The 18,127-nt window shown below is 72.1% G+C and carries 13 protein-coding genes; 6 read left to right on the top strand and 7 right to left on the bottom strand.

All coding sequences use genetic code 11. The annotated features are described in order from the left end of the window. Positions 1–29: 29 nt before the first annotated feature. Complete coding sequence (locus E6R62_RS23750; protein WP_136215545.1) at positions 30–2,123, bottom strand: PIG-L family deacetylase; 2,094 nt, start codon at positions 2,121–2,123, stop codon at positions 30–32. Positions 2,124–2,737: 614 nt separating this feature from the next. On the opposite strand from E6R62_RS23750, the gene E6R62_RS23745 reads away from it, so the two are divergent. Continuing rightward, positions 2,738–5,725, top strand: a complete 2,988-nt coding sequence (locus tag E6R62_RS23745; protein WP_136215544.1) for a bifunctional [glutamine synthetase] adenylyltransferase/[glutamine synthetase]-adenylyl-L-tyrosine phosphorylase — start codon at positions 2,738–2,740, stop codon at positions 5,723–5,725. Between the two features lie 85 nt (positions 5,726–5,810). Here the strand turns inward: E6R62_RS23745 and E6R62_RS23740 are convergent, their stop codons facing one another. From E6R62_RS23740 to E6R62_RS23730, 3 genes are all read right to left on the bottom strand, one after another. Next, on the bottom strand, positions 5,811–6,698 hold the full coding sequence (locus tag E6R62_RS23740; RefSeq protein WP_136215543.1) for a phosphatase PAP2 family protein: 888 nt from the start codon (positions 6,696–6,698) through the stop codon (positions 5,811–5,813). A gap of 94 nt (positions 6,699–6,792) precedes the next feature. Further along, positions 6,793–7,824 (bottom strand): LacI family DNA-binding transcriptional regulator, encoded by a 1,032-nt coding sequence (locus E6R62_RS23735; RefSeq protein ID WP_136215542.1) that lies wholly within the window; start codon positions 7,822–7,824, stop codon positions 6,793–6,795. Between the two features lie 25 nt (positions 7,825–7,849). Beyond that, positions 7,850–9,457: a glycoside hydrolase family 13 protein gene (locus E6R62_RS23730; RefSeq protein ID WP_136215541.1), complete on the bottom strand. Its 1,608-nt coding sequence runs from the start codon at positions 9,455–9,457 to the stop codon at positions 7,850–7,852. A 222-nt stretch (positions 9,458–9,679) separates the two neighbouring features. Between E6R62_RS23730 and E6R62_RS23725 the strand changes: the two genes are divergently transcribed. The 5 genes from E6R62_RS23725 to E6R62_RS23705 are packed head-to-tail and all read left to right on the top strand — an operon-like array spanning position 9,680 to position 15,506. Then, positions 9,680–10,954: an extracellular solute-binding protein gene (locus E6R62_RS23725; RefSeq protein ID WP_136215540.1), complete on the top strand. Its 1,275-nt coding sequence runs from the start codon at positions 9,680–9,682 to the stop codon at positions 10,952–10,954. Between the two features lie 8 nt (positions 10,955–10,962). Further along, a complete protein-coding gene (locus E6R62_RS23720) occupies positions 10,963–11,985 on the top strand; it encodes a carbohydrate ABC transporter permease (RefSeq protein WP_136215539.1) in 1,023 nt (340 codons plus the stop codon). Positions 11,986–11,990: 5 nt separating this feature from the next. Then, the gene (locus E6R62_RS23715) at positions 11,991–12,863 is read left to right on the top strand and encodes a sugar ABC transporter permease (RefSeq protein ID WP_136215602.1); all 873 of its coding nucleotides are present in this window, start codon (positions 11,991–11,993) and stop codon (positions 12,861–12,863) included. 46 nt (positions 12,864–12,909) lie between these two features. Next, entirely contained in the window at positions 12,910–14,499 is a 1,590-nt protein-coding gene (locus E6R62_RS23710; RefSeq protein WP_136215538.1) for a glycoside hydrolase family 13 protein, read from the top strand. After that, complete coding sequence (locus E6R62_RS23705; RefSeq protein WP_240801847.1) at positions 14,487–15,506, top strand: LacI family DNA-binding transcriptional regulator; 1,020 nt, start codon at positions 14,487–14,489, stop codon at positions 15,504–15,506. Before E6R62_RS23710 ends, E6R62_RS23705 begins: the two co-directional genes overlap by 13 nt. Before the next feature lie 188 nt (positions 15,507–15,694). Here the strand turns inward: E6R62_RS23705 and E6R62_RS23700 are convergent, their stop codons facing one another. The 3 genes from E6R62_RS23700 to E6R62_RS23690 all read right to left on the bottom strand — a co-directional run bounded on the left by E6R62_RS23700 (position 15,695) and on the right by E6R62_RS23690 (position 18,062). Continuing rightward, the gene (locus E6R62_RS23700) at positions 15,695–15,997 is read right to left on the bottom strand and encodes an SCO5918 family protein (RefSeq protein WP_136215536.1); all 303 of its coding nucleotides are present in this window, start codon (positions 15,995–15,997) and stop codon (positions 15,695–15,697) included. A gap of 51 nt (positions 15,998–16,048) precedes the next feature. After that, positions 16,049–17,542, bottom strand: a complete 1,494-nt coding sequence (locus E6R62_RS23695) for a DEAD/DEAH box helicase (RefSeq protein ID WP_136215535.1) — start codon at positions 17,540–17,542, stop codon at positions 16,049–16,051. Between the two features lie 316 nt (positions 17,543–17,858). After that, positions 17,859–18,062 (bottom strand): cold-shock protein, encoded by a 204-nt coding sequence (locus E6R62_RS23690; protein ID WP_053678014.1) that lies wholly within the window; start codon positions 18,060–18,062, stop codon positions 17,859–17,861. Between the last annotated feature and the right edge of the window lie 65 nt (positions 18,063–18,127).

Genomic DNA, 18,127 nt, shown 5'->3' with positions numbered 1-18,127 from the left:
TCGGGGGCGGGGCCTTCGGCGTGGCGGGGTCAGGCGCGGGGGGTCGGGAGGGGGAAGACCGCCGGGTGCCAGGTGGGGCGCGGGGTGCCGGTGGGCGGGGTCGTGGTGGTGTGGAGCGCGGCGTCGAGGCCGAGGACCGCCGTCGTGGCGCCGCCCGAGTGGTCGAGGGCGGCGGACGGGGCGCCGGTGTAGAGCATGGCGGACTCCACCCAGGCCGGCGGGCCGCCGATCGAGGTGGTGCTGATGGTGCCGGTGTCGGCGCGGCCCACCACGAGGTGGCCCGCGACGCCGACCGCGCCGTAGCCGGCCCGCCCGCCGGACTCGCTGAGGGCGGACACCTCCGGCTTGCCGGGGCCGGCCGTGACCAGGGCGCTGCGGACCACGCCGGAGTCGGGGCGGCGGAAGTAGAGCCGGACGCCCGCGCCGTCGGGGGCCGCCGTGATGGGGACCGTGGTGGCGGGGAGGTTCGTCTGGAACGGCCCCTGGAGGGGGGCGTCCGGGGCGGCCTGGGTCCAGGCGAGGACGGAGGTGGTGGTGGTCCCGTAGACGTGGCGGCGGCCGGCGGCGTCCACCGCCACCACCGGGTCGCTCTGCAGGTCGGCGCCGCCCAGGTGCTGCCACTCGCCGAAGGCGCCCGACGGCTGCTGGACGGCGGCGCGCAGCGTGCGGTGGGAGTCGCGAAGGTACACCGTCAGCCGGCCGTCCGCGCCGACCACCGCCGCGGGTGCACTGATCGCCGAGGTGCCGGTCTCGTCCGCGGCCTCGGGGGTGCCGAGCGACTGCCAGGCACCGAACGGGCCGCCCGGCGCCGACTGGGTGAGGGTGACGACCTCGCGGAGGTAGTCCTTCCCCCGCCGGCCGAAGGAGGTGCGGGTCGCGACGACCGTGATCCGGCCGTCGGGCAGGCGGGTGGCGAAGACGCCGGGGTCGATGCCCTCACCGGGCAGCAGGGTCGGGCCGGTCCAGATGCCGGAGGGCTCCCGGGTCCAGAGGGCCAGCCGGCCGTCGAGCGCCGCGAAGGCGTAGAGCCGGCCGAGGGCGCCCTCCGTCATCCAGGAGGTGTTGTCGGCGCGGGCGTAGCGCAGCGACTGGGCCCAGTTGCGGCCGGTGGGGCTGCCCGCGACCTTCCGGTCGCCGCAGCCGGCGATGCTGCCGCAGTAGTTCTCGTGGTCTAGCCAGGCGTAGGTCTTGAGGTAGCCGATCTTGGTCTCGGCCGTCTGCGGGTCCAGCGCGTGCGGGAGGCTGCCGGTGTGGTAACCGAGGTAGTTCTGGATGGCGAAGTGGGGGCGGTCGCTGATCTGGCGGGCGTACGCGGCGTACCCGGCCTGCACGAAACGGGCGCCGTACATGTGGTCCTGGTGGTCGGTGTACTTGCCGGACAGCTGCTCCCGGCCGGGGGTCGGGTCCTGCATCCGTATCGTCGTCGGACGGTACTTCGTCAGGACCCCGGCTATGACCTGGACCACCTGGTCCTTGGTGTACGTGAACGGCTGCGTGACGGGAGAGCCCGAGGCGAGCTGGGCCTCCAGGGCGGGTATCTCGCCGTTCCACAGGCCGCGCAGGCTCTCGGGGGTCTCCGCGGTGGTGGTGCGGGCCTCGCGCATCTGGAGCCAGACCAGGTTGATCTGCGGGTGGCCGACCAGGACGTCCACCTCGGCCTGGCCGCCGCCGACGGTGGGTATGACCGTGCGCTGCCACGCGCTCGTGCGGTCCCCGGTCACCATCTGCGCGTATGCGCACCGTATGCCGTTCTGGCGGGCCTCCGCGTAGTGCGCGCGGTCGGCGGGCTGCTCGGGGTCCTTGGCGGCGCCGCCCGCGGCCTCGTTGCGGCCGTCGGCCTCGCCGGAGGTGAGGTAGACGGTGGTGAGCGGGACGCCCGCCGTCAGGGACCGGCTGAGGTCCGGGTTCATGAAGAACAGGTCGTCGTCCGGGTGGGCCACGATCTGCACCACCGTGCCCGTCGTGGTGCTCGCCGGTATGACGGGCGCGGCGGGGTGCTTCTCCTGGCTGGCTTCTGCCGATGTCTGTTCGCCCGAGGCGATGGCGAGTACGCCGGTGGTGCCGACCGTCAGCACGGGCAGCAGTGCGGCAGCCAGCAGCAGGCGGCGGCGGGTCATCGGCATGGTCACGCCTTGGGGTCGTTCCGGGCGGGAAGAACCGCTAAGCGGTCACTCAAAGAGAGGTCAATCCGGGCGACTTGGTTCATCGATGTCGCCGATGACTCGTGCTTTCCGAAAAACGACCGGATGTGATTGTGCCTTGCGCGGGTTCGATCGAGGCAATTGCCCGCCATGCGGACGCGTTTGTCCCGACCCGTGGGCCAACTTCCGTCATCATATGTGGCGTTAGGGGCGTAATAGGCGACTTGCCCTTCTTGGGTGGATTTAGACCTTATGGCTCCCGCCGTCGCCGGTCCGCGCACGGGCCCCGACCTGAGTACGCGGCACCCCGCGCCGCCCGCACGAGGCACGTTTGCGCCGGTCATCGCGGTGGGCGGCGTCCCGACGAGACGCCGGGGCGACCGACGCGCCCGTCGGCGGCGCGGCGGCGACGGGCGCGTACACCGGCGGGCCTGTGAGGTTGTTCACGTCGCCCCCCCTCCACCGGAAGCGGGCGTCCCCCTTCCGCGTGGGGCCGGCGCGCCCCGCGCCCCGGTGAGCCGCACGCCCGCTCCGGCTAGGCTCGGCCCAGGCCGGCCGGGCCACCCCCGGCAGCGACGCACGCGGGAGGCGGCGGGATGACAGTCCCGGGACGCAGGAGCAGCACCTTCATCCGGCTGCTGCGGAGCGGGTTCACCGACCCCTCCGCCGCCGCCCGGCTGCTGGAGAGCGCGGTGCTGGCCTCCGTACGGACCGACCCCGTGCTCCTCGACGCGCTCGGGGCCACCGCGGACCCCGACCTCGCCCTCCTCGGGCTCGTCCGGCTCGCCGAGGCGCAGCAGCCCGACGAACTGCCCGTGCTCCTCGACACCCTGCTCAGCGCGAAACCGCTGCGCGACCGGCTGCTCGGCGTACTCGGCGCCTCGGAGGCCCTCGCCGACCACCTCGCCCGCCACCCCCGCGACTGGCAGGCCCTCGTCACCTACGAAGCCGTCGACCTCCACCCCGGCCTCGCCGACTTCGAACGCGGCCTCGCCGGCGCCCACGACCCGGTCACCCTGCGCATCGCCTACCGCCGCTGCCTGCTCTCCATCGCCGCCCGCGACGTCTGCGGCACCATCGACCTCGCCGAGACCGCCGCCGAACTCGCCGACCTCGCCACCGCGACCCTCCGCGCGGCCCTGCGCATCGCGAGCGCCGCCGCCCCCGAGGACGCTGCCCGGTGCCGCCTGGCGGTCATCGCCATGGGCAAGTGCGGCGGCAACGAACTCAACTACGTCTCCGACGTGGACGTCATCTTCGTCGGCGACGCGACGAAGGCAACCGACGAGGGCGAGGCCGTCCAGGCCGCCACCCGCCTCGCCTCCCACCTCATGCGGATCTGCTCCGAGACCACCGTCGAGGGAACCATCTGGCCCGTCGACGCCAACCTGCGCCCCGAGGGCCGCAACGGCCCGCTGGTGCGCACCCTCGCCTCCCACCTCGCCTACTACCAGCGCTGGGCGAAGACCTGGGAGTTCCAGGCCCTGCTCAAGGCGCGCGCGGTCGCCGGCGACCCCGAACTGGGCGCCCAGTACATCGAGGCCATAACTCCGCTCGTGTGGCAGGCCGCCGAACGCGAGAACTTCGTGGCCGACGTCCAGAAGATGCGCCGCCGCGTCGTCGACAACATCCCCGCCGCCCAGGTCGACCGCGAGCTCAAACTCGGCCCCGGCGGCCTGCGCGACGTCGAGTTCGCCGTCCAACTGCTCCAGCTCGTGCACGGCCGCAGCGACGCCACCCTCCACTCCGGCACCACCCTCGACGCCCTGCACGCCCTCGCCGCCGGCGGCTACGTCGGTCGCGCCGACGCCGCCCAGCTGCACGACGCGTACCGCTTCCTGCGCGCCATGGAACACCGCATCCAGCTCTACCGGCTGCGCCGCACCCACCTCGTCCCCGAGGACGAGAACGACCTGCGGCGCCTGGGCCGGTCCATGGGCCTGCGCACCGAACCGGTCGCCGAACTCAACAAGGCCTGGCGCCGGCACGCCTCCGTGGTCCGGCGCCTGCACGAGAAGCTCTTCTACCGGCCGCTGCTCGACGCCGTCGCCCAGCTCGCCCCCGGCGAGACCCGGCTCTCCCCGCGCGCCGCCGGCCAGCGCCTGGAAGCCCTCGGCTACGCCGACCCCGCCGCCGCCCTGCGCCACCTCGAAGCCCTCGCCTCCGGCGTCAGCCGCAAGGCCGCGATCCAGCGCACCCTGCTGCCCGTGATGCTCGGCTGGTTCGCCGACTCCGCCGACCCCGACGCAGGACTCCTCAACTTCCGCAAGGTCTCCGACGCCCTCGGCCGCACCCCCTGGTACCTGCGGCTCCTGCGCGACGAGGGCGCGGCCGCCGAGAACCTCGCCCGAGTGCTGTCCGCCGGGCGCCTGGCCCCCGACCTGCTGATGCGCGCGCCGGAGGCGGTCGCGCTGCTCGGGGACCCCGAAGGCCTCCGGCCCCGTACGCACGAGGCGCTCGAACAGGAGGTCCTGGCGGCCGTCGGGCGGGCCGAGGACCCGGAGACCGCCGTCGCCGCGGCCCGCGGGGTCCGCCGCCGGGAGCTGTTCCGTACCGCCGCCGCCGACATCATCGCCTCCTACGGTACGGAGGACAGCCCCGCCGAAACGGACCACGGCGCCCTCGTCGACCGGATCGGCCGGGCTGTCTCCGACCTCACCGCGGCCACCGTCGGCGGAGCCCTGCGCGCCGCCGTACGGTCCCACTGGGGCGAAACCCTGCCCACCCGCTTCGCGGTCATCGGCGTCGGCCGCTTCGGCGGACACGAGCTCGGCTACGGCTCCGACGCCGACGTCCTGTTCGTCCACGAGCCCCGCGAGGGCGTCGACGAGCAGGAGGCCGCGAAGGCCGCCCAAGCGGTGATCGCCGAGATGCGCAGGCTGCTCCAGCTGCCCACCGCCGACCCGCCGCTGCTCATCGACGCCGACCTGAGGCCCGAGGGGCGCTCTGGCCCGCTGGTGCGCACCCTGGCCTCCTACGCCGCGTACTACCGCCGCTGGTCGCTGACCTGGGAGAGCCAGGCCCTGCTGCGCGCCGAACCGGTCGCCGGCGACCCCGAACTCGGGGCAAGGTTCATCGAGTTGATCGACCCGCTGCGCTACCCGACGGACGGCCTGGGCGAGAACGCGGTCCGCGAGATCCGCCGGCTCAAGGCGCGCATGGAGACGGAACGGATGCCGCGCGGCGCCGACCCCACCCTCCACACCAAACTCGGCCGCGGCGGGCTCAGCGACGTCGAGTGGACGGTCCAGCTCACGCAGATGCGCCACGCCTGGCACGAGCCGGGTCTGCGCACGACCCGGACCCGTGAGGCCCTGGCCGCGGCGCACGCGGCGGGTCTCATCCCGGCCGAGGAGGCGCAGATCCTGGACGAGGCCTGGGTGCTGGCCACCCGCGTCCGCAACGCCGTCATGCTGGTCCGCGGCCGGGCGGGGGACACCTTCCCCTCCGAGGCGCGCGAACTGGCCGCGGTGGGTCGCTACCTCGGCTACGCGGAGGGCACGGTCGGCGACATGCTCGACGACTACCGCCGCATCACCCGCCGGGCACGAGCGGTGGTGGACGAGCTGTTCTACGGCGGCTAGCACGCGCCCCCGGACCCGGCACGCGCGCCGGCGCAGGTCCGCCCCGCGCGCCCAGCCGGGAGAGATCGGGAGAGGGCGGCAGGACCTAGCGCCGGAAGCGGTGCACCAGCGCGGCCGTCACCGGGTGCGGGTCCGTGGCACGGGGGTGGCGGGGCAGCCGGTGGGGGAGGGAGCGGTACCAGAGGCCCGAGGCCGTGTACCCGAACGCCAGGCAGAGCATGCCGCCCGCGGCGTCCAACCAGAAGTGGTTCGCGGTGGACACGATGACCACCAAGGTCGCCGCCGGGTACAGCAGGCCGAGCACGCGGGCCCACGGGGCGGACGCGACCGCGAAGATCGTCAGCCCGCACCAGAGCGACCACCCTATGTGCATGGACGGCATCGCCGCGTACTGGTTCGACATGTGCTTGAGGTTCCCCGAGGCCATCGAACCCCAGGTGTGGTGGACCAGCACCGTGTCGACGAAGTGCTGCCCGTTCATCAGCCGGGGCGGCGCCAGCGGGTAGAAGTAGTAGCCGAGCAGCGCCACGCCCGTGGTCGCGAACAGGACGAAACGGGTGGCCGCGTAACGACCCGGGTGGAAACGGTAGATCCAGACCAGTACGCCGATCGTCACGACGAAGTGGAGCGTGGCGTAGTAGTAGTTCATGCCCACGATCAGCCACGTCACCGAGTTGACGGCGTGGTTGACGCTGTGCTCCACGGCGATGCCGAGCGTGTGCTCGGCCCTCCAGATCCAGTCGGCGTTCGCCAGCGCCGCCGCCTTCTGCTCCGGTACCGCGTTGCGGACCAGCGAGTAGGTCCAGTAACTGATCGCGATGAGCAGGACCTCGAACCAGATCCTCGGGCGACGCGGCGACCGCAGACGGGCGAGGAGAGAGCCCTGCGGCCCCGGGCGGGTCTCCTGCTCGGTCACGGGGGGTGACGAGACGTCCGTCCGGGTTTCCAGTGTCTTCACGCTCGCTTCACCCATGGGGAAAGAGTCTGCCAGATGGCTTCCTGCCCACGATCATCCCTCGGGACGGTCTTGGGCGCAGCCGCTCAGCCCTGGGGAGTACCCCGCACCCTTACGTGGCCCGCCGCTGACCCGGCCCCGAGGCGGTCGATCCGCGTACCACCAGCTCCGGCAGGAACACGAACTCGCTGTGCGGCGCCGGAGTACCGCCGATCTCCTCCAGCAGCGTGCGGACCGCCGCCTGCCCCATGGCCTGCACCGGCTGCCGGATGGTGGTCAGCGGCGGATCGGTGAACGCTATGAGAGGGGAGTCGTCGAAGCCGACCACCGACACGTCCTGCGGCACCCGCAGCCCCTGCTGCCGCGCCGCCCGGATCGCGCCGAGCGCCATCATGTCGCTCGCGCAGACGATCGCCGTGCAGCCGCGCGAGATCAACGCGGCCGCCGCGGCCTGACCGCCCTCCAACGAGTACAAGGAGTGCTGGACCAGCTCCTCCGTCTCGGCCTCGCCCAGACCGAGCCGCTCGCGCATGCCGAGGCGGAACCCCTCGATCTTGCGCAGCACGGGCACGAACCGCTTCGGACCGACCGCCAAGCCGATCCGGGTGTGCCCGAGGGCGCTCAGGTGCGTCACGGCGAGCTGCATCGCGGCCCGGTCGTCGGGGGAGACGAACGGGGCCCGCACCTTGTCGGAGAAACCGTTGATGAGTACGAAGGGGACGCCTTGGCCGCGCAGTTGGTCGTAGCGACCCATGTCGGCGGTGGTGTCCGCGTGCAACCCCGAGACGAAGATGATCCCGGAGACCCCGCGGTCGACCAGCATCTCCGTCAGCTCGTCCTCGGTGGACCCACCGGGCGTCTGCGTCGCCAGCACCGGCGTGTACCCCTGCCGGGTCAGCGCCTGACCGATCACCTGGGCGAGCGCCGGGAAGATGGGGTTGTCCAGCTCGGGGGTTATCAGTCCGACCAGGCCGGCGCTGCGCTGGCGCAGCCGTACGGGCCGCTCGTAGCCGAGCACGTCGAGCGCGGCCAGCACGGACTCGCGGGTGCCCGCGGCCACACCGGGCTTGCCGTTGAGCACGCGGCTGACTGTGGCTTCGCTGACCCCCGCCTGGGCTGCGATGTCGGCTAGCCGTGCGGTCACGGCATTGGACTGTACCGGTCGCGCGTCACAATGCCCACCACGTGCACGACTCCGCCGGCAACAGCACCGTGCGCCCGTCCGTCTCCACCGGCGCGCTCGACAGCACGGGCCGCCCGGGCGAGGGCAGTTCGAGCGGCGTCGGCCGGCTGTTGAGGGTGCAGGCGAAGCCGGGCCGGGTGAACAGGAGCACCCCTTCGGGGGCCGGCAGCCAGGTCAGGGCACCGGCCTCCGGCGCACCCAGCCCCGGCAGCGCGCGGCGCAGCTCCAGGGCGGCCCGGTACAGCTCCAGCGTCGAATGCGGGTCACCGGTCTGGGCGGCGACGCTGAGCCCCGCCCAGTCCGCCGGCTGCGGCAGCCACGTACCGCCGGGTCCGAAGCCGTACGGGGGCTCCTGGCCGGACCAGGGCAACGGGATGCGGCAGCCGTCGCGCAGTCCCTCCTGCCCGGCCGAGCGGTGGAACGCCGGGTCCTGTCGTACGGCGTCCGGCAGGTCCACCACCTCCGGCAGGCCGAGCTCCTCGCCCTGGTACACGTACGCGGAGCCGGGCAGCGCGAGCATCAGCAGCGCGGCGGCCCGCGCCCGGGCCAGGCTCCCGTACCGGGTGCGGTGCCGTACGACGTCGTGGTTGGACAACACCCAGGTCGTCGGCGCCCCCACCGAGGCGGTGGCCGCCAGGGACTCGTCGATCACGGTCCGCATCGCCGCCGCGTCCCACGGGCAGTTCAGGAAGCGGAAGTTGAAGGCCTGGTGCAGCTCGTCGGGCCGGACGTACAGGGCGAGCCGCTCGGAGGTCGGCGCCCACGCCTCCGCGACCCCGATCCGCGCGCCCCCGTAGGAGTCGAGCAGCCGTCGCCACGAGCGGTGGATCGCGTGCACGCCGTCCTGGTCGAAGAACGGCAGGGGCTGGGTGCCGATCAGCGTCGCCTGCGCGCCGTGCCCGATGTCGGGCAGGCCGGGGGCCTTGACCATCCCGTGCGCCACGTCGACCCGGAACCCGTCCACGCCGAGGTCCAGCCAGAACCGCAGGACCGAGGCGAACTCCTCGGCCACCTCGGGGTGGTCCCAGTCGAGGTCCGGTTGCTCGGGCGCGAACAGGTGCAGGTACCACTGTCCGTCCGCGACCCGCGTCCACGCGGGGCCGCCGAAGACGGACTCCCAGTCGTTGGGCGGCAGCGAGCCGTCCGCCCCGCGCCCCGGCCGGAAGTGGTAGCGGGCGCGCGCCGCGGGGTCGACGAGGGCCTCGCGGAACCAGGGGTGCCGGTCCGAGGTGTGGTTCGGCACCACGTCCACGATGACCCGCAACCCCAGCTCGTGCGCGGCCCGGACGAGGTCGTCGGCGTCGGAGAGGTCACCGAACAGGGGGTCGACGGCGCGGTAGTCGGCGACGTCGTAGCCGCCGTCCGCCTGCGGGGAGACGTAGAAGGGGGTCAGCCAGAGGGCGTCGACCCCGAGCCGGGCCAGGTGCGGCAGCCGTTCGCGCACGCCGCGGAGGTCGCCCACGCCGTCGCCGTCGCTGTCGGCGAAGGACCGGACGTACACCTGATAGATGACGGCATCGCGCCACCAGCCGCCGTTCGCGGTCCCGTCGCTGGAAGCGCTTGCAAGGCGGGACGCGGTCAGCTCATGGGTCATATCGGGGTCAACGCGAGCACACGGCCCCTGGTTGCGGGCCTGACGACTCGAAGGTGGGTCGAACCAACAGCAAGGCGCGGCAACCGTACGGACACACGGATGTAACGATCACCAGCGCTTGCAGAAAATTGCCGCAAGGTCTTTCGGTCGGCTTTCAGTCTTGTTACGTTCCTGGCAACTCGGGACCGCGAGGGCGCGGCCGGGATCATCGAAGGAGTTCATATGCGGCGTGGCATAGCGGCCACCGCGCTGGTCGCGACCCTGGCACTCGCGGCGACGGCTTGCGGCGGTGGTACCAAGGACGACGGCGGCGACACCCGGTCCGGCGGGGAGCTCTCCGGGACCGTGACGTGGTGGGACACCTCCAACGACGCGGAGAAGGCCAGCTTCCAGAAGATCGCCGAGGCGTTCACCGCGAAGCACCCGAAGGTCACCGTCAAGTACGTCAACGTGCCCTACGGCGACGCCCAGAACAAGGTCAAGAACGCGTTCAGCAGCGGTTCCGAGGCCCCTGACGTGATCCGCGCCGACGTCGGCTGGGTCGCCGACTTCGCCTCGCTCGGCTACCTCGACGAGGTCCCGGCCGACACGGTGAAGAAGGTCGACGCCGAGTTCCTGCCCCAGGCCGCGGCCAGCGGCAAGTACGAGGGCAAGACCTACGCCGTCCCCCAGGTCATCGACACCCTCGGCCTCTTCTACAACAAGAAGATGCTCGCCGACGCCGGCGTCGAGCCCCCCAAGACGCTGGAGGAGGTCAAGACCGCCGCCGCCGCCATCAAGGCGAAGACCGGCAAGGCCGGCCTGTACCTGCGCGGCGACGACTCCTACTGGTTCCTGCCGTTGATCTACGGCGAGGGCGGCGACCTCGTCGACGCGAAGAACAAGACGGTCACCGTCGACAACCCGGCGGGCGTCAAGGCCTTCAAGACGGCCCGTGACCTGGTCACCTCCGGCGCGGCGATCACCAACGCCACGGACGGCTGGACCAACATGCAGACCGCCTTCAAGTCCGGCGAGGCCGCCATGATGATCAACGGTCCCTGGGCCGTGGCCGACACCTACGCGGGCGACCAGTTCAAGGACAAGACCAACCTCGGCGTCGCGCCCGTCCCGGCCGGCTCCGTCAAGGCCGGTTCCCCGCAGGGCGGTCACGACCTCGCCGTCTACGCCGGTTCCAAGAACCGCGCCGCCTCGCACGCCTTCGTGGAGTACATGACCTCGCAGGAGGTGCAGGTCCAGTCCGCGAAGGAGCTGAGCCTGCTGCCGACCCGTACGGCCGCCTACGAGCAGCCGGACGTCAAGTCCAGCGAGATGGTCCAGTTCTTCAAGCCGGCCGTGGACAAGGCCGTCGAGCGTGCCTGGATCCCGGAGAACGGCTCCCTCTTCGAGCCGCTCAAGGTCGAGTACACCAAGGCCATCACCGGCGCGGCGACCCCCGAGGACGCGGCCAAGGCGGCCGGAGTCGAGTTCCGCAAGATCCTCAAGGGCTGGAAGTAGAGAAGAAGATGGCTGCTCACACCAGCCAGTCGGTGGCGAAGGCCGCGGACGGCGAGGGCGTCGAAGCCCTCGCCGTCCGCGGCCGGAGCCGCAGGACTGACAACCGCGGGGGAGCGAGGCGCGCCCTCGCCACCCACTGGTACGCCTGGGCCATGATCGCCCCGGTGGTGCTCGTGCTCGGCGTGATCATCGGCTGGCCGCTCGTCCGGGGCGTCTACCTCTCGCTGACCGACGCCAACGAACGCAACGTCGGCCGCACCATCGGCGCCAACCACATCGAGGCCACCTACAAGTTCGTCGGCCTCGACAACTACGCGGACGTCCTCGCCGACCCGGTGTTCCTGCAACGGCTGGTGTGGACCGTCGCCTGGACCGTCCTGTGCGTGTCGATCACCTTCGCGCTCGGACTGGCCCTCGCCGGCATGCTCAACCGCGAGTTCCGCGGCCGCGCCGCCTACCGGATGGCGCTCATCCTGCCCTGGGCCGTCCCGGGCTTCGTGTCCGTCTTCGCCTGGCGGTTCCTCTTCAACCGCGACAGCGGCATCCTCAACAAGCTCCTCGAAGGCGGCGGGATCTCCGCGATCCCGTGGCTCGACGACCCGACCTGGGCCAAGGTCTCCGTCATCGCCGTCAACGTCTGGCTCGGCGTCCCCTTCATGATGGTCGCCCTCCTCGGCGGGCTGCAGTCCATCCCGGGCGAGCTGTACGAGGCCGCCGAGATGGACGGGGCCGGCCCCTGGCAGCGGTTCCGGCACATCACGCTGCCCGGACTGCGCGCGGTGAGCATGACGGTGATCCTGCTCTCCACCATCTGGACCTTCAACATGTTCCCGGTGATCTTCCTGCTGACGCGGGGCGGCCCCGGCGACTCCACCGAGATCCTCGTGACCCAGGCCTTCCGCGAGGCCTTCGTGGCCAGCCCGCGCGACTTCGCCGGCTCCGCCACCTGGGGCGTGCTGATCCTCGCCCTGCTCATGATCTTCGCGCTGGTCTACCGGCGCTCGCTGCGCAAGCAGGGAGAGGTGTGGTGACGACCGTGACGACCCCGCGCACGACGAACGCCGGCGGCAAGGCCCCGCGCGGCAGGGGGCAGCGCTCCCCGCTCGCCTCGGCGGGCCTGCACCTCACCCTGATCGTCGCCTCCGTGATCGCCGTCTTCCCGGTGCTGTGGGTCCTCCTGACCTCCGTCAAGCCCGCGAAGTTCGCCATCTCCACGGACTTCGTGAAGGAACCCACCCTCGACAACTACCGCTACCTGGTGGAGTCGACCTCCTTCTTCACCTGGTTCGCGAACTCGGTCCTGGTCGCCGGGATCACCACGGTCCTCGGCGTGTTCATCGCCGCCACCACCGGCTATGCGGTCAGCCGGTTCAAATTCCCCGGCATGAAGCCGCTGATGTGGACCCTGCTCATCACGCAGATGTTCCCGATGGCCATCCTCATCGTCCCGCTCTACAACCTCATGGGACAGCTCGGTCTGCTCAACCAGCCGATCGGCCTGGTCATCACCTACCTCACCATCGCCGTGCCGTTCTGCGCCTGGATGATGAAGGGCTTCTTCGACACCATCCCGATCGAGATCGACGAATCCGGTCGGGTCGACGGACTCAACCCGTTCGGCACCTTCTGGCGCCTCATCCTGCCCCTGGCCAAGCCGGGCCTCGCGGTCACCGGCTTCTACGCCTTCATCACCGCCTGGGGCGAGGTCGCGTACGCCTCCGCCTTCATGGTCGGCGACGAGCACCTCACCCTCGCCGGCGGCCTGCAGACCTTCGTCACCCAGTACACCTCCAACTGGGGTGCGATGAGCGCCGCTTCCGTCCTCATCGCCATCCCCGCGGCGTTCTTCTTCCTCTTCGCCCAGCGTCACCTCGTCGCCGGGATGACGGCGGGCGCGACCAAGGGCTGACCACCCTGCCCGCTTCCCGTTCCGGCCCGACCTCTCCAAGGACACCATGACCCAGCACCTCGCCGACGCACTCCCCGCCCCGACCGCCACGCGGCCCGGCTGGTGGAGAGAAGCGGTGATCTACCAGGTCTATCCGCGCAGTTTCGCCGACTCCAACGGGGACGGCATGGGGGACCTCGAAGGCGTCCGCAGCAGGCTTCCCTACCTCAAGGAGCTGGGCGTCGACGCCGTCTGGCTCAGCCCCTTCTACGCCTCCCCGCAGGCGGACGCCGGCTACGACGTCGCCGACTACCGGGCCATCGACCCCATGTTCGGCACCCTGCACGACGCCGACGCCGTGATCCGCGAAGCCCACGCGCTGGGCCTGCGCATCATCGTGGACCTCGTCCCCAACCACTGCTCCGACCAGCACGAATGGTTCAAGCAGGCGCTGCGCGAGGGGCCGGGCAGCCCGCTGCGCGAGCGCTTCCACTTCCGCGCCGGCCGGGGCGAGGACGGCTCCCTGCCCCCGAACGACTGGGAGTCGATCTTCGGCGGGCCGGCCTGGACCCGGGTGCCGGACGGACAGTGGTACCTGCACCTGTTCGCGCCCGAACAGCCCGACTTCAACTGGGAACACCCGGCCGTGCAGGACGAGTTCCGCTCCATCCTGCGCTTCTGGCTCGACCTGGGCACCGACGGCTTCCGCATCGACGTCGCGCACGGCCTCGTCAAGGCCCCCGGCCTGCCCGACCTCGGCCGCGACGAACAGCTCAAGCTGCTCGGCAACCAGGTGCTGCCCTTCTTCGACCAGGACGGCGTCCACGAGATCTACCGCTCCTGGCGCACGGTGCTCGACGAGTACGCGGGCGACCGCATCGGCGTCGCCGAGGCGTGGACGCCGAGCGCGGACCGCACCGCGCTCTACCTGCGCCCCGACGAGCTGCACCAGGCCTTCAACTTCCACTACCTGAACACCGGTTGGGACGCGGACGCGTTGCGCGCCGCCATCGACGAGTCGCTCGACGCGATGCGGCCGGTGGGGGCGCCGACGACCTGGGTGTTGTCCAACCACGACGTAGTACGGCACCGCACCCGGTACGGGAGCCTGGCCCGGGCGCGGGCCGCCGCGCTGCTGATGCTCGCGCTGCCCGGCTCCGCGTACGTGTACCAGGGCGAGGAGCTCGGCCTGCCGGAGGTGGTGGACCTGCCGGACGCCGTGCGCCAGGACCCGTCGTTCTTCAAGGAGAACGGCCAGGACGGGCTCCGGGACGGCTGCCGCGTGCCGATCCCGTGGTCCGGGACCGAGGCGCCGTACGGCTTCGGGGACGGCGGCAGCTGGCTGCCGCAGCCGGCCGAGTGGGCGGCGCTGAGCGTCGAGGCGCAGACCGACGACCCCTCCTCCACGCTGGAGCTGTACCGGGCGGCGCTGCGCATCCGCCGCGAGCGGGCGGAGCTCGGTGCGGGCGACGCGGTGGAGTGGCTGGACGCGCCGGCCGGCGTCCTGGCCTTCCGGCGGGGCGGGTTCGTGTGCACGGTCAACACGACGGGAGACGCCGTACGGATGCCGGCGGCGGGCCGGGTGCTGCTGACCAGCACGGACCTCACCGAGCCGGATGTCCTCCCCGCCAACAGCGCGGTGTGGTGGCTGGGGTGACTTCCCCGCTGCGGCTGACGGACATCGCCGCGCAGGCCGAGGTCAGCGAGGCGACCGTCAGCCGTGTGCTCAACGGCAGGGCGGGCGTGGCGGCCGGCACCAGGCACAAGGTGCTGGCCGCCATGGACCTGTTGGGCTACGAGCGGCCGGTGCGGCTCAAGCGCCGCAGCAACGGCCTGGTGGGGCTGCTGATCCCGGAGCTCACCAACCCCATCTTCCCGGCGTTCGCCCAGGTCATCGAGCAGGCTCTGGCGGGGCACGGGTACACGCCGGTGCTGTGTACGCAGACGCCGGGCGGGGCCACCGAGGACGAACTGGTGGAGCAGTTGGAGGAGCGGGGGGTCACGGGCATCGTCTTCCTGTCCGGCCTGCACGCGGACGCGTCCGCCGACCCGGCGCGCTACCAGCGGCTCGCTGCTCGCGGCGTGCCGTTCGTGCTGATCAACGGTTTCAACGAGGCCGTGAACGCCCCCTTCATCTCCCCGGACGACCGGGCGGCGGCCGACATGGCCGTGCGCCACCTGGAGGACCTGGGACACCGGCGGATCGGGCTGGCCATCGGACCGACCCGGTACGTGCCTTCGGCGCGCAAGGAGCAGGGGTTCCTGGCGGCGGTCCCGGGGGCGGAAACCGAGGGCCTGATCCAGCGCACCCTGTTCACGGTCGAGGGAGGCCACGCGGCGGGCGGCGCCCTGCTGGAGCGCGGGTGCACCGCGATCGTGTGCGGCAGCGACCCGATGGCGCTCGGGGTGATACGGGCGGCGCGTGAGCGAGGGCTGAGGGTGCCGCAGGACGTGTCGGTGGTCGGCTTCGACGACTCCCCGCTGATCGCCTTCACGGACCCGCCCCTGACGACGGTCCGCCAACCGGTCCGCGCGATGGCGACGGCAGCGGTCGGAGCGCTCCTGGAGGCGGTCGCCGGCACCCCGGTCCAGCGCACGGAGTACGTGTTCCAGCCGGAACTGGTGGTCCGCGGCTCGACGGGCCAGGCGCCGGAGTCCCAGTGAGGCCCGCCCGGAGCCCCGGCGTCTCCCGCCTCGCCGGGGTGTGAGCTCCGCGTCCGGGGCGGAGCCCGGAGGGCCCCCGAGCGTGGCGATGTGACACAGCCGCGGGCGCGACGTATCACTACGCGCGCCCGCGGCTGCCCGGTGACCGCGGCCCGTCGGGGCCGGGGCGAGGCCCCGGCCCCGACGGGTCAGGCCGGGGATCCGAGGAGGGCCGAGGCGGCTTGCAGGGGGGTGAGCCTCGGGGCCGGGCGGGGCGCGGCTTCCGTACGGCAGGTGAAGCCGAGCGCGGTCATGGCCCGGAGGACCTCGGCGGAGCTGAAGTCGCGCCGGTCCTGGCGGGTGACGACCTCACCCACCTGCTTCACGGGGTACTGGCGACGCCCGATGATCACGGAATCGCCCTTGACCGGTTCGGGCTTGACGCCCTTCATCGTCTCCAGCACGCCGTTCTTGGTGAGCTCGAAGGGGAAACGGGCGATGACGCAGCGCATGGGACCTCACAGGGGAGTGGGAGGGGACTGTCGGAACGGCTGTGAGTGGTGCTACGCCGCCGTGCCGAAGGACCGACGGTTGCCGCCGGGGCGGCGACCGCGGCGGGCCGCGCCACCGCGGGAGGGGCGGGCGGAGGGCGGCGCCGTGATGGTGACGGGGACGCCGGACGGGGCCTGGGCGCCGGTGATGCGGTTCAGCTCCGCCTCGCCCGAGCGGACCTGCGTGGTCTGCGGGGTGATCCCGGCGGCGGCCATCAGGCGCACCATGTCGCGCCGCTGGTTCGGGGTGACCAGGGTGACGACGCTGCCGGACTCCCCGGCGCGGGCGGTGCGGCCGCCGCGGTGCAGGTAGTCCTTGGGGTCGGTCGGCGGGTCGACGTTGACGACGAGGTCGAGGTTGTCGACGTGGATGCCGCGCGCCGCGACGTTCGTGGCGACGAGGACGGTGACGTGCCCGGTCTTGAACTGCGCGAGGGTGCGGGTGCGTTGCGGCTGGGACTTGCCGCCGTGCAGCGCCGCGGCCCGCACGCCGCTGTTCAGGAGGTCCTGCGTCAGGCGGTCCACCGCGTGCTTGGTGTCCAGGAACATGATCACGCGTCCGTCACGGGCGGCGATCTCGGTCGTGGTGGCCATCTTGTCGGTGCCGTGGACGTGGAGCACGTGGTGCTCCATCGTCGTGACCGCGCCGGCCGAGGGGTCCACCGAGTGCACGACCGGGTCCGTCAGGTAACGGCGGACCAAGAGGTCGACGTTGCGGTCCAGGGTCGCGGAGAACAGCATCCGCTGCCCCTCCGGGCGCACTTGGTCCAAGAGGGCCGTGACCTGGGGCATGAAGCCCATGTCGGCCATCTGGTCGGCTTCGTCGAGCACGGTGACGGCCACCTGGTCGAGCCGGCAGTCACCCCGTTCGATGAGGTCCGCCAGGCGGCCCGGGGTCGCGACGACGACTTCGGCGCCGCCGCGCAGCGCGCTCGCCTGTCGGCCGATGGACATGCCGCCCACGACGGTGGCCAGCCGCAGTTTCAGCGAGCGGGCGTAGGGCGTCAGGGCGTCGGTGACCTGCTGCGCCAGTTCGCGGGTGGGTACGAGGACCAAGGCGAGCGGCCGGCGGGGTTCGGCGCGCTGTCCGGCGGTGCGGGCCAGCATCGCGAGACCGAAGGCCAGGGTCTTGCCCGAGCCGGTGCGGCCGCGGCCCAAGGCGTCGCGTCCGGCCAGGGTGTTGGGGAGCGTCGCGCCCTGGATCGGGAACGGCACGGAGACCCCCTCGGCCGTCAGGGCGGCCAGCAGCTGCTCCGGCATGTCGAGGTCGGCGAAGGCCTCGACGGCCGGGAGCGCCGGCGTGTGGGTGACGGGCAGGGCGAATTCGCCCTGGAGCGCGGAGGGGCGGCGGCCGTAGCCGGCGCCTGCCGGGCGGCCGCTGCCGGCCGGGCGGCCCGAGCCGCCGGAGCGGGCGGGAGCCGGGGAGCCGAAACGGCTGCCGCGGCCGGCGGAGCCGGCGCCGGCGCGGGTACGGGAAGAGCGGTCGTTCGTGCGTGTGCGGTTCATGCTGAACCTTCCTCGATACGGGGCGGCACGCGTCGAGGAAATTCAGCGGCGAAATAGTCGCGCGAATTCACAGGAACGAGCCGATGGAATGCGGACGGCGGTGGCGGCGTCGAATGCCGGCCGAAATGCCGTGGTGTGGGGCGCCGCCGTGGATGCCGGGGTGCGACCGCTTTTCGGGCGGGAAATCCGGGGGAAGACGGGCGCCCGGTGCGTGCTCGCGCGGGCCGTCGCAGGCGGGCGGAGCCGGGGGGTAACGCAACGAGCCGGGGCCCGCACCCCAAGGTGCGGGCCCCAGCTGCGTGGTGATGCTTCAGCGTCAGGCGGTGACGATGTTCTCGGCGGTCGGGCCCTTCTGGCCCTGCGCGATGTCGAAGCTCACCTTCTGGCCTTCCTGAAGCTCACGGAAGCCCTGCGAGGCGATGTTCGAGTAGTGGGCGAACACGTCAGGACCGCCGCCCTCCTGCTCGATGAAGCCGAAACCCTTTTCGGCGTTGAACCACTTCACGGTGCCATTAGCCATGTTGAATCTCCCTCGGGGCACAGCCCAGAGTCCGCACTGTGCGGATCTCAAGTCGCCGCGATGAT

This window comes from Streptomyces sp. A1136 (assembly GCF_004795055.1).
In the GTDB taxonomy this organism is placed as follows: Bacteria; Actinomycetota; Actinomycetes; order Streptomycetales; family Streptomycetaceae; genus Streptomyces.
The sequence above is the reverse complement of the archived record's forward strand: the minus strand, read 5'-3'. Positions and strand labels throughout refer to the sequence as shown.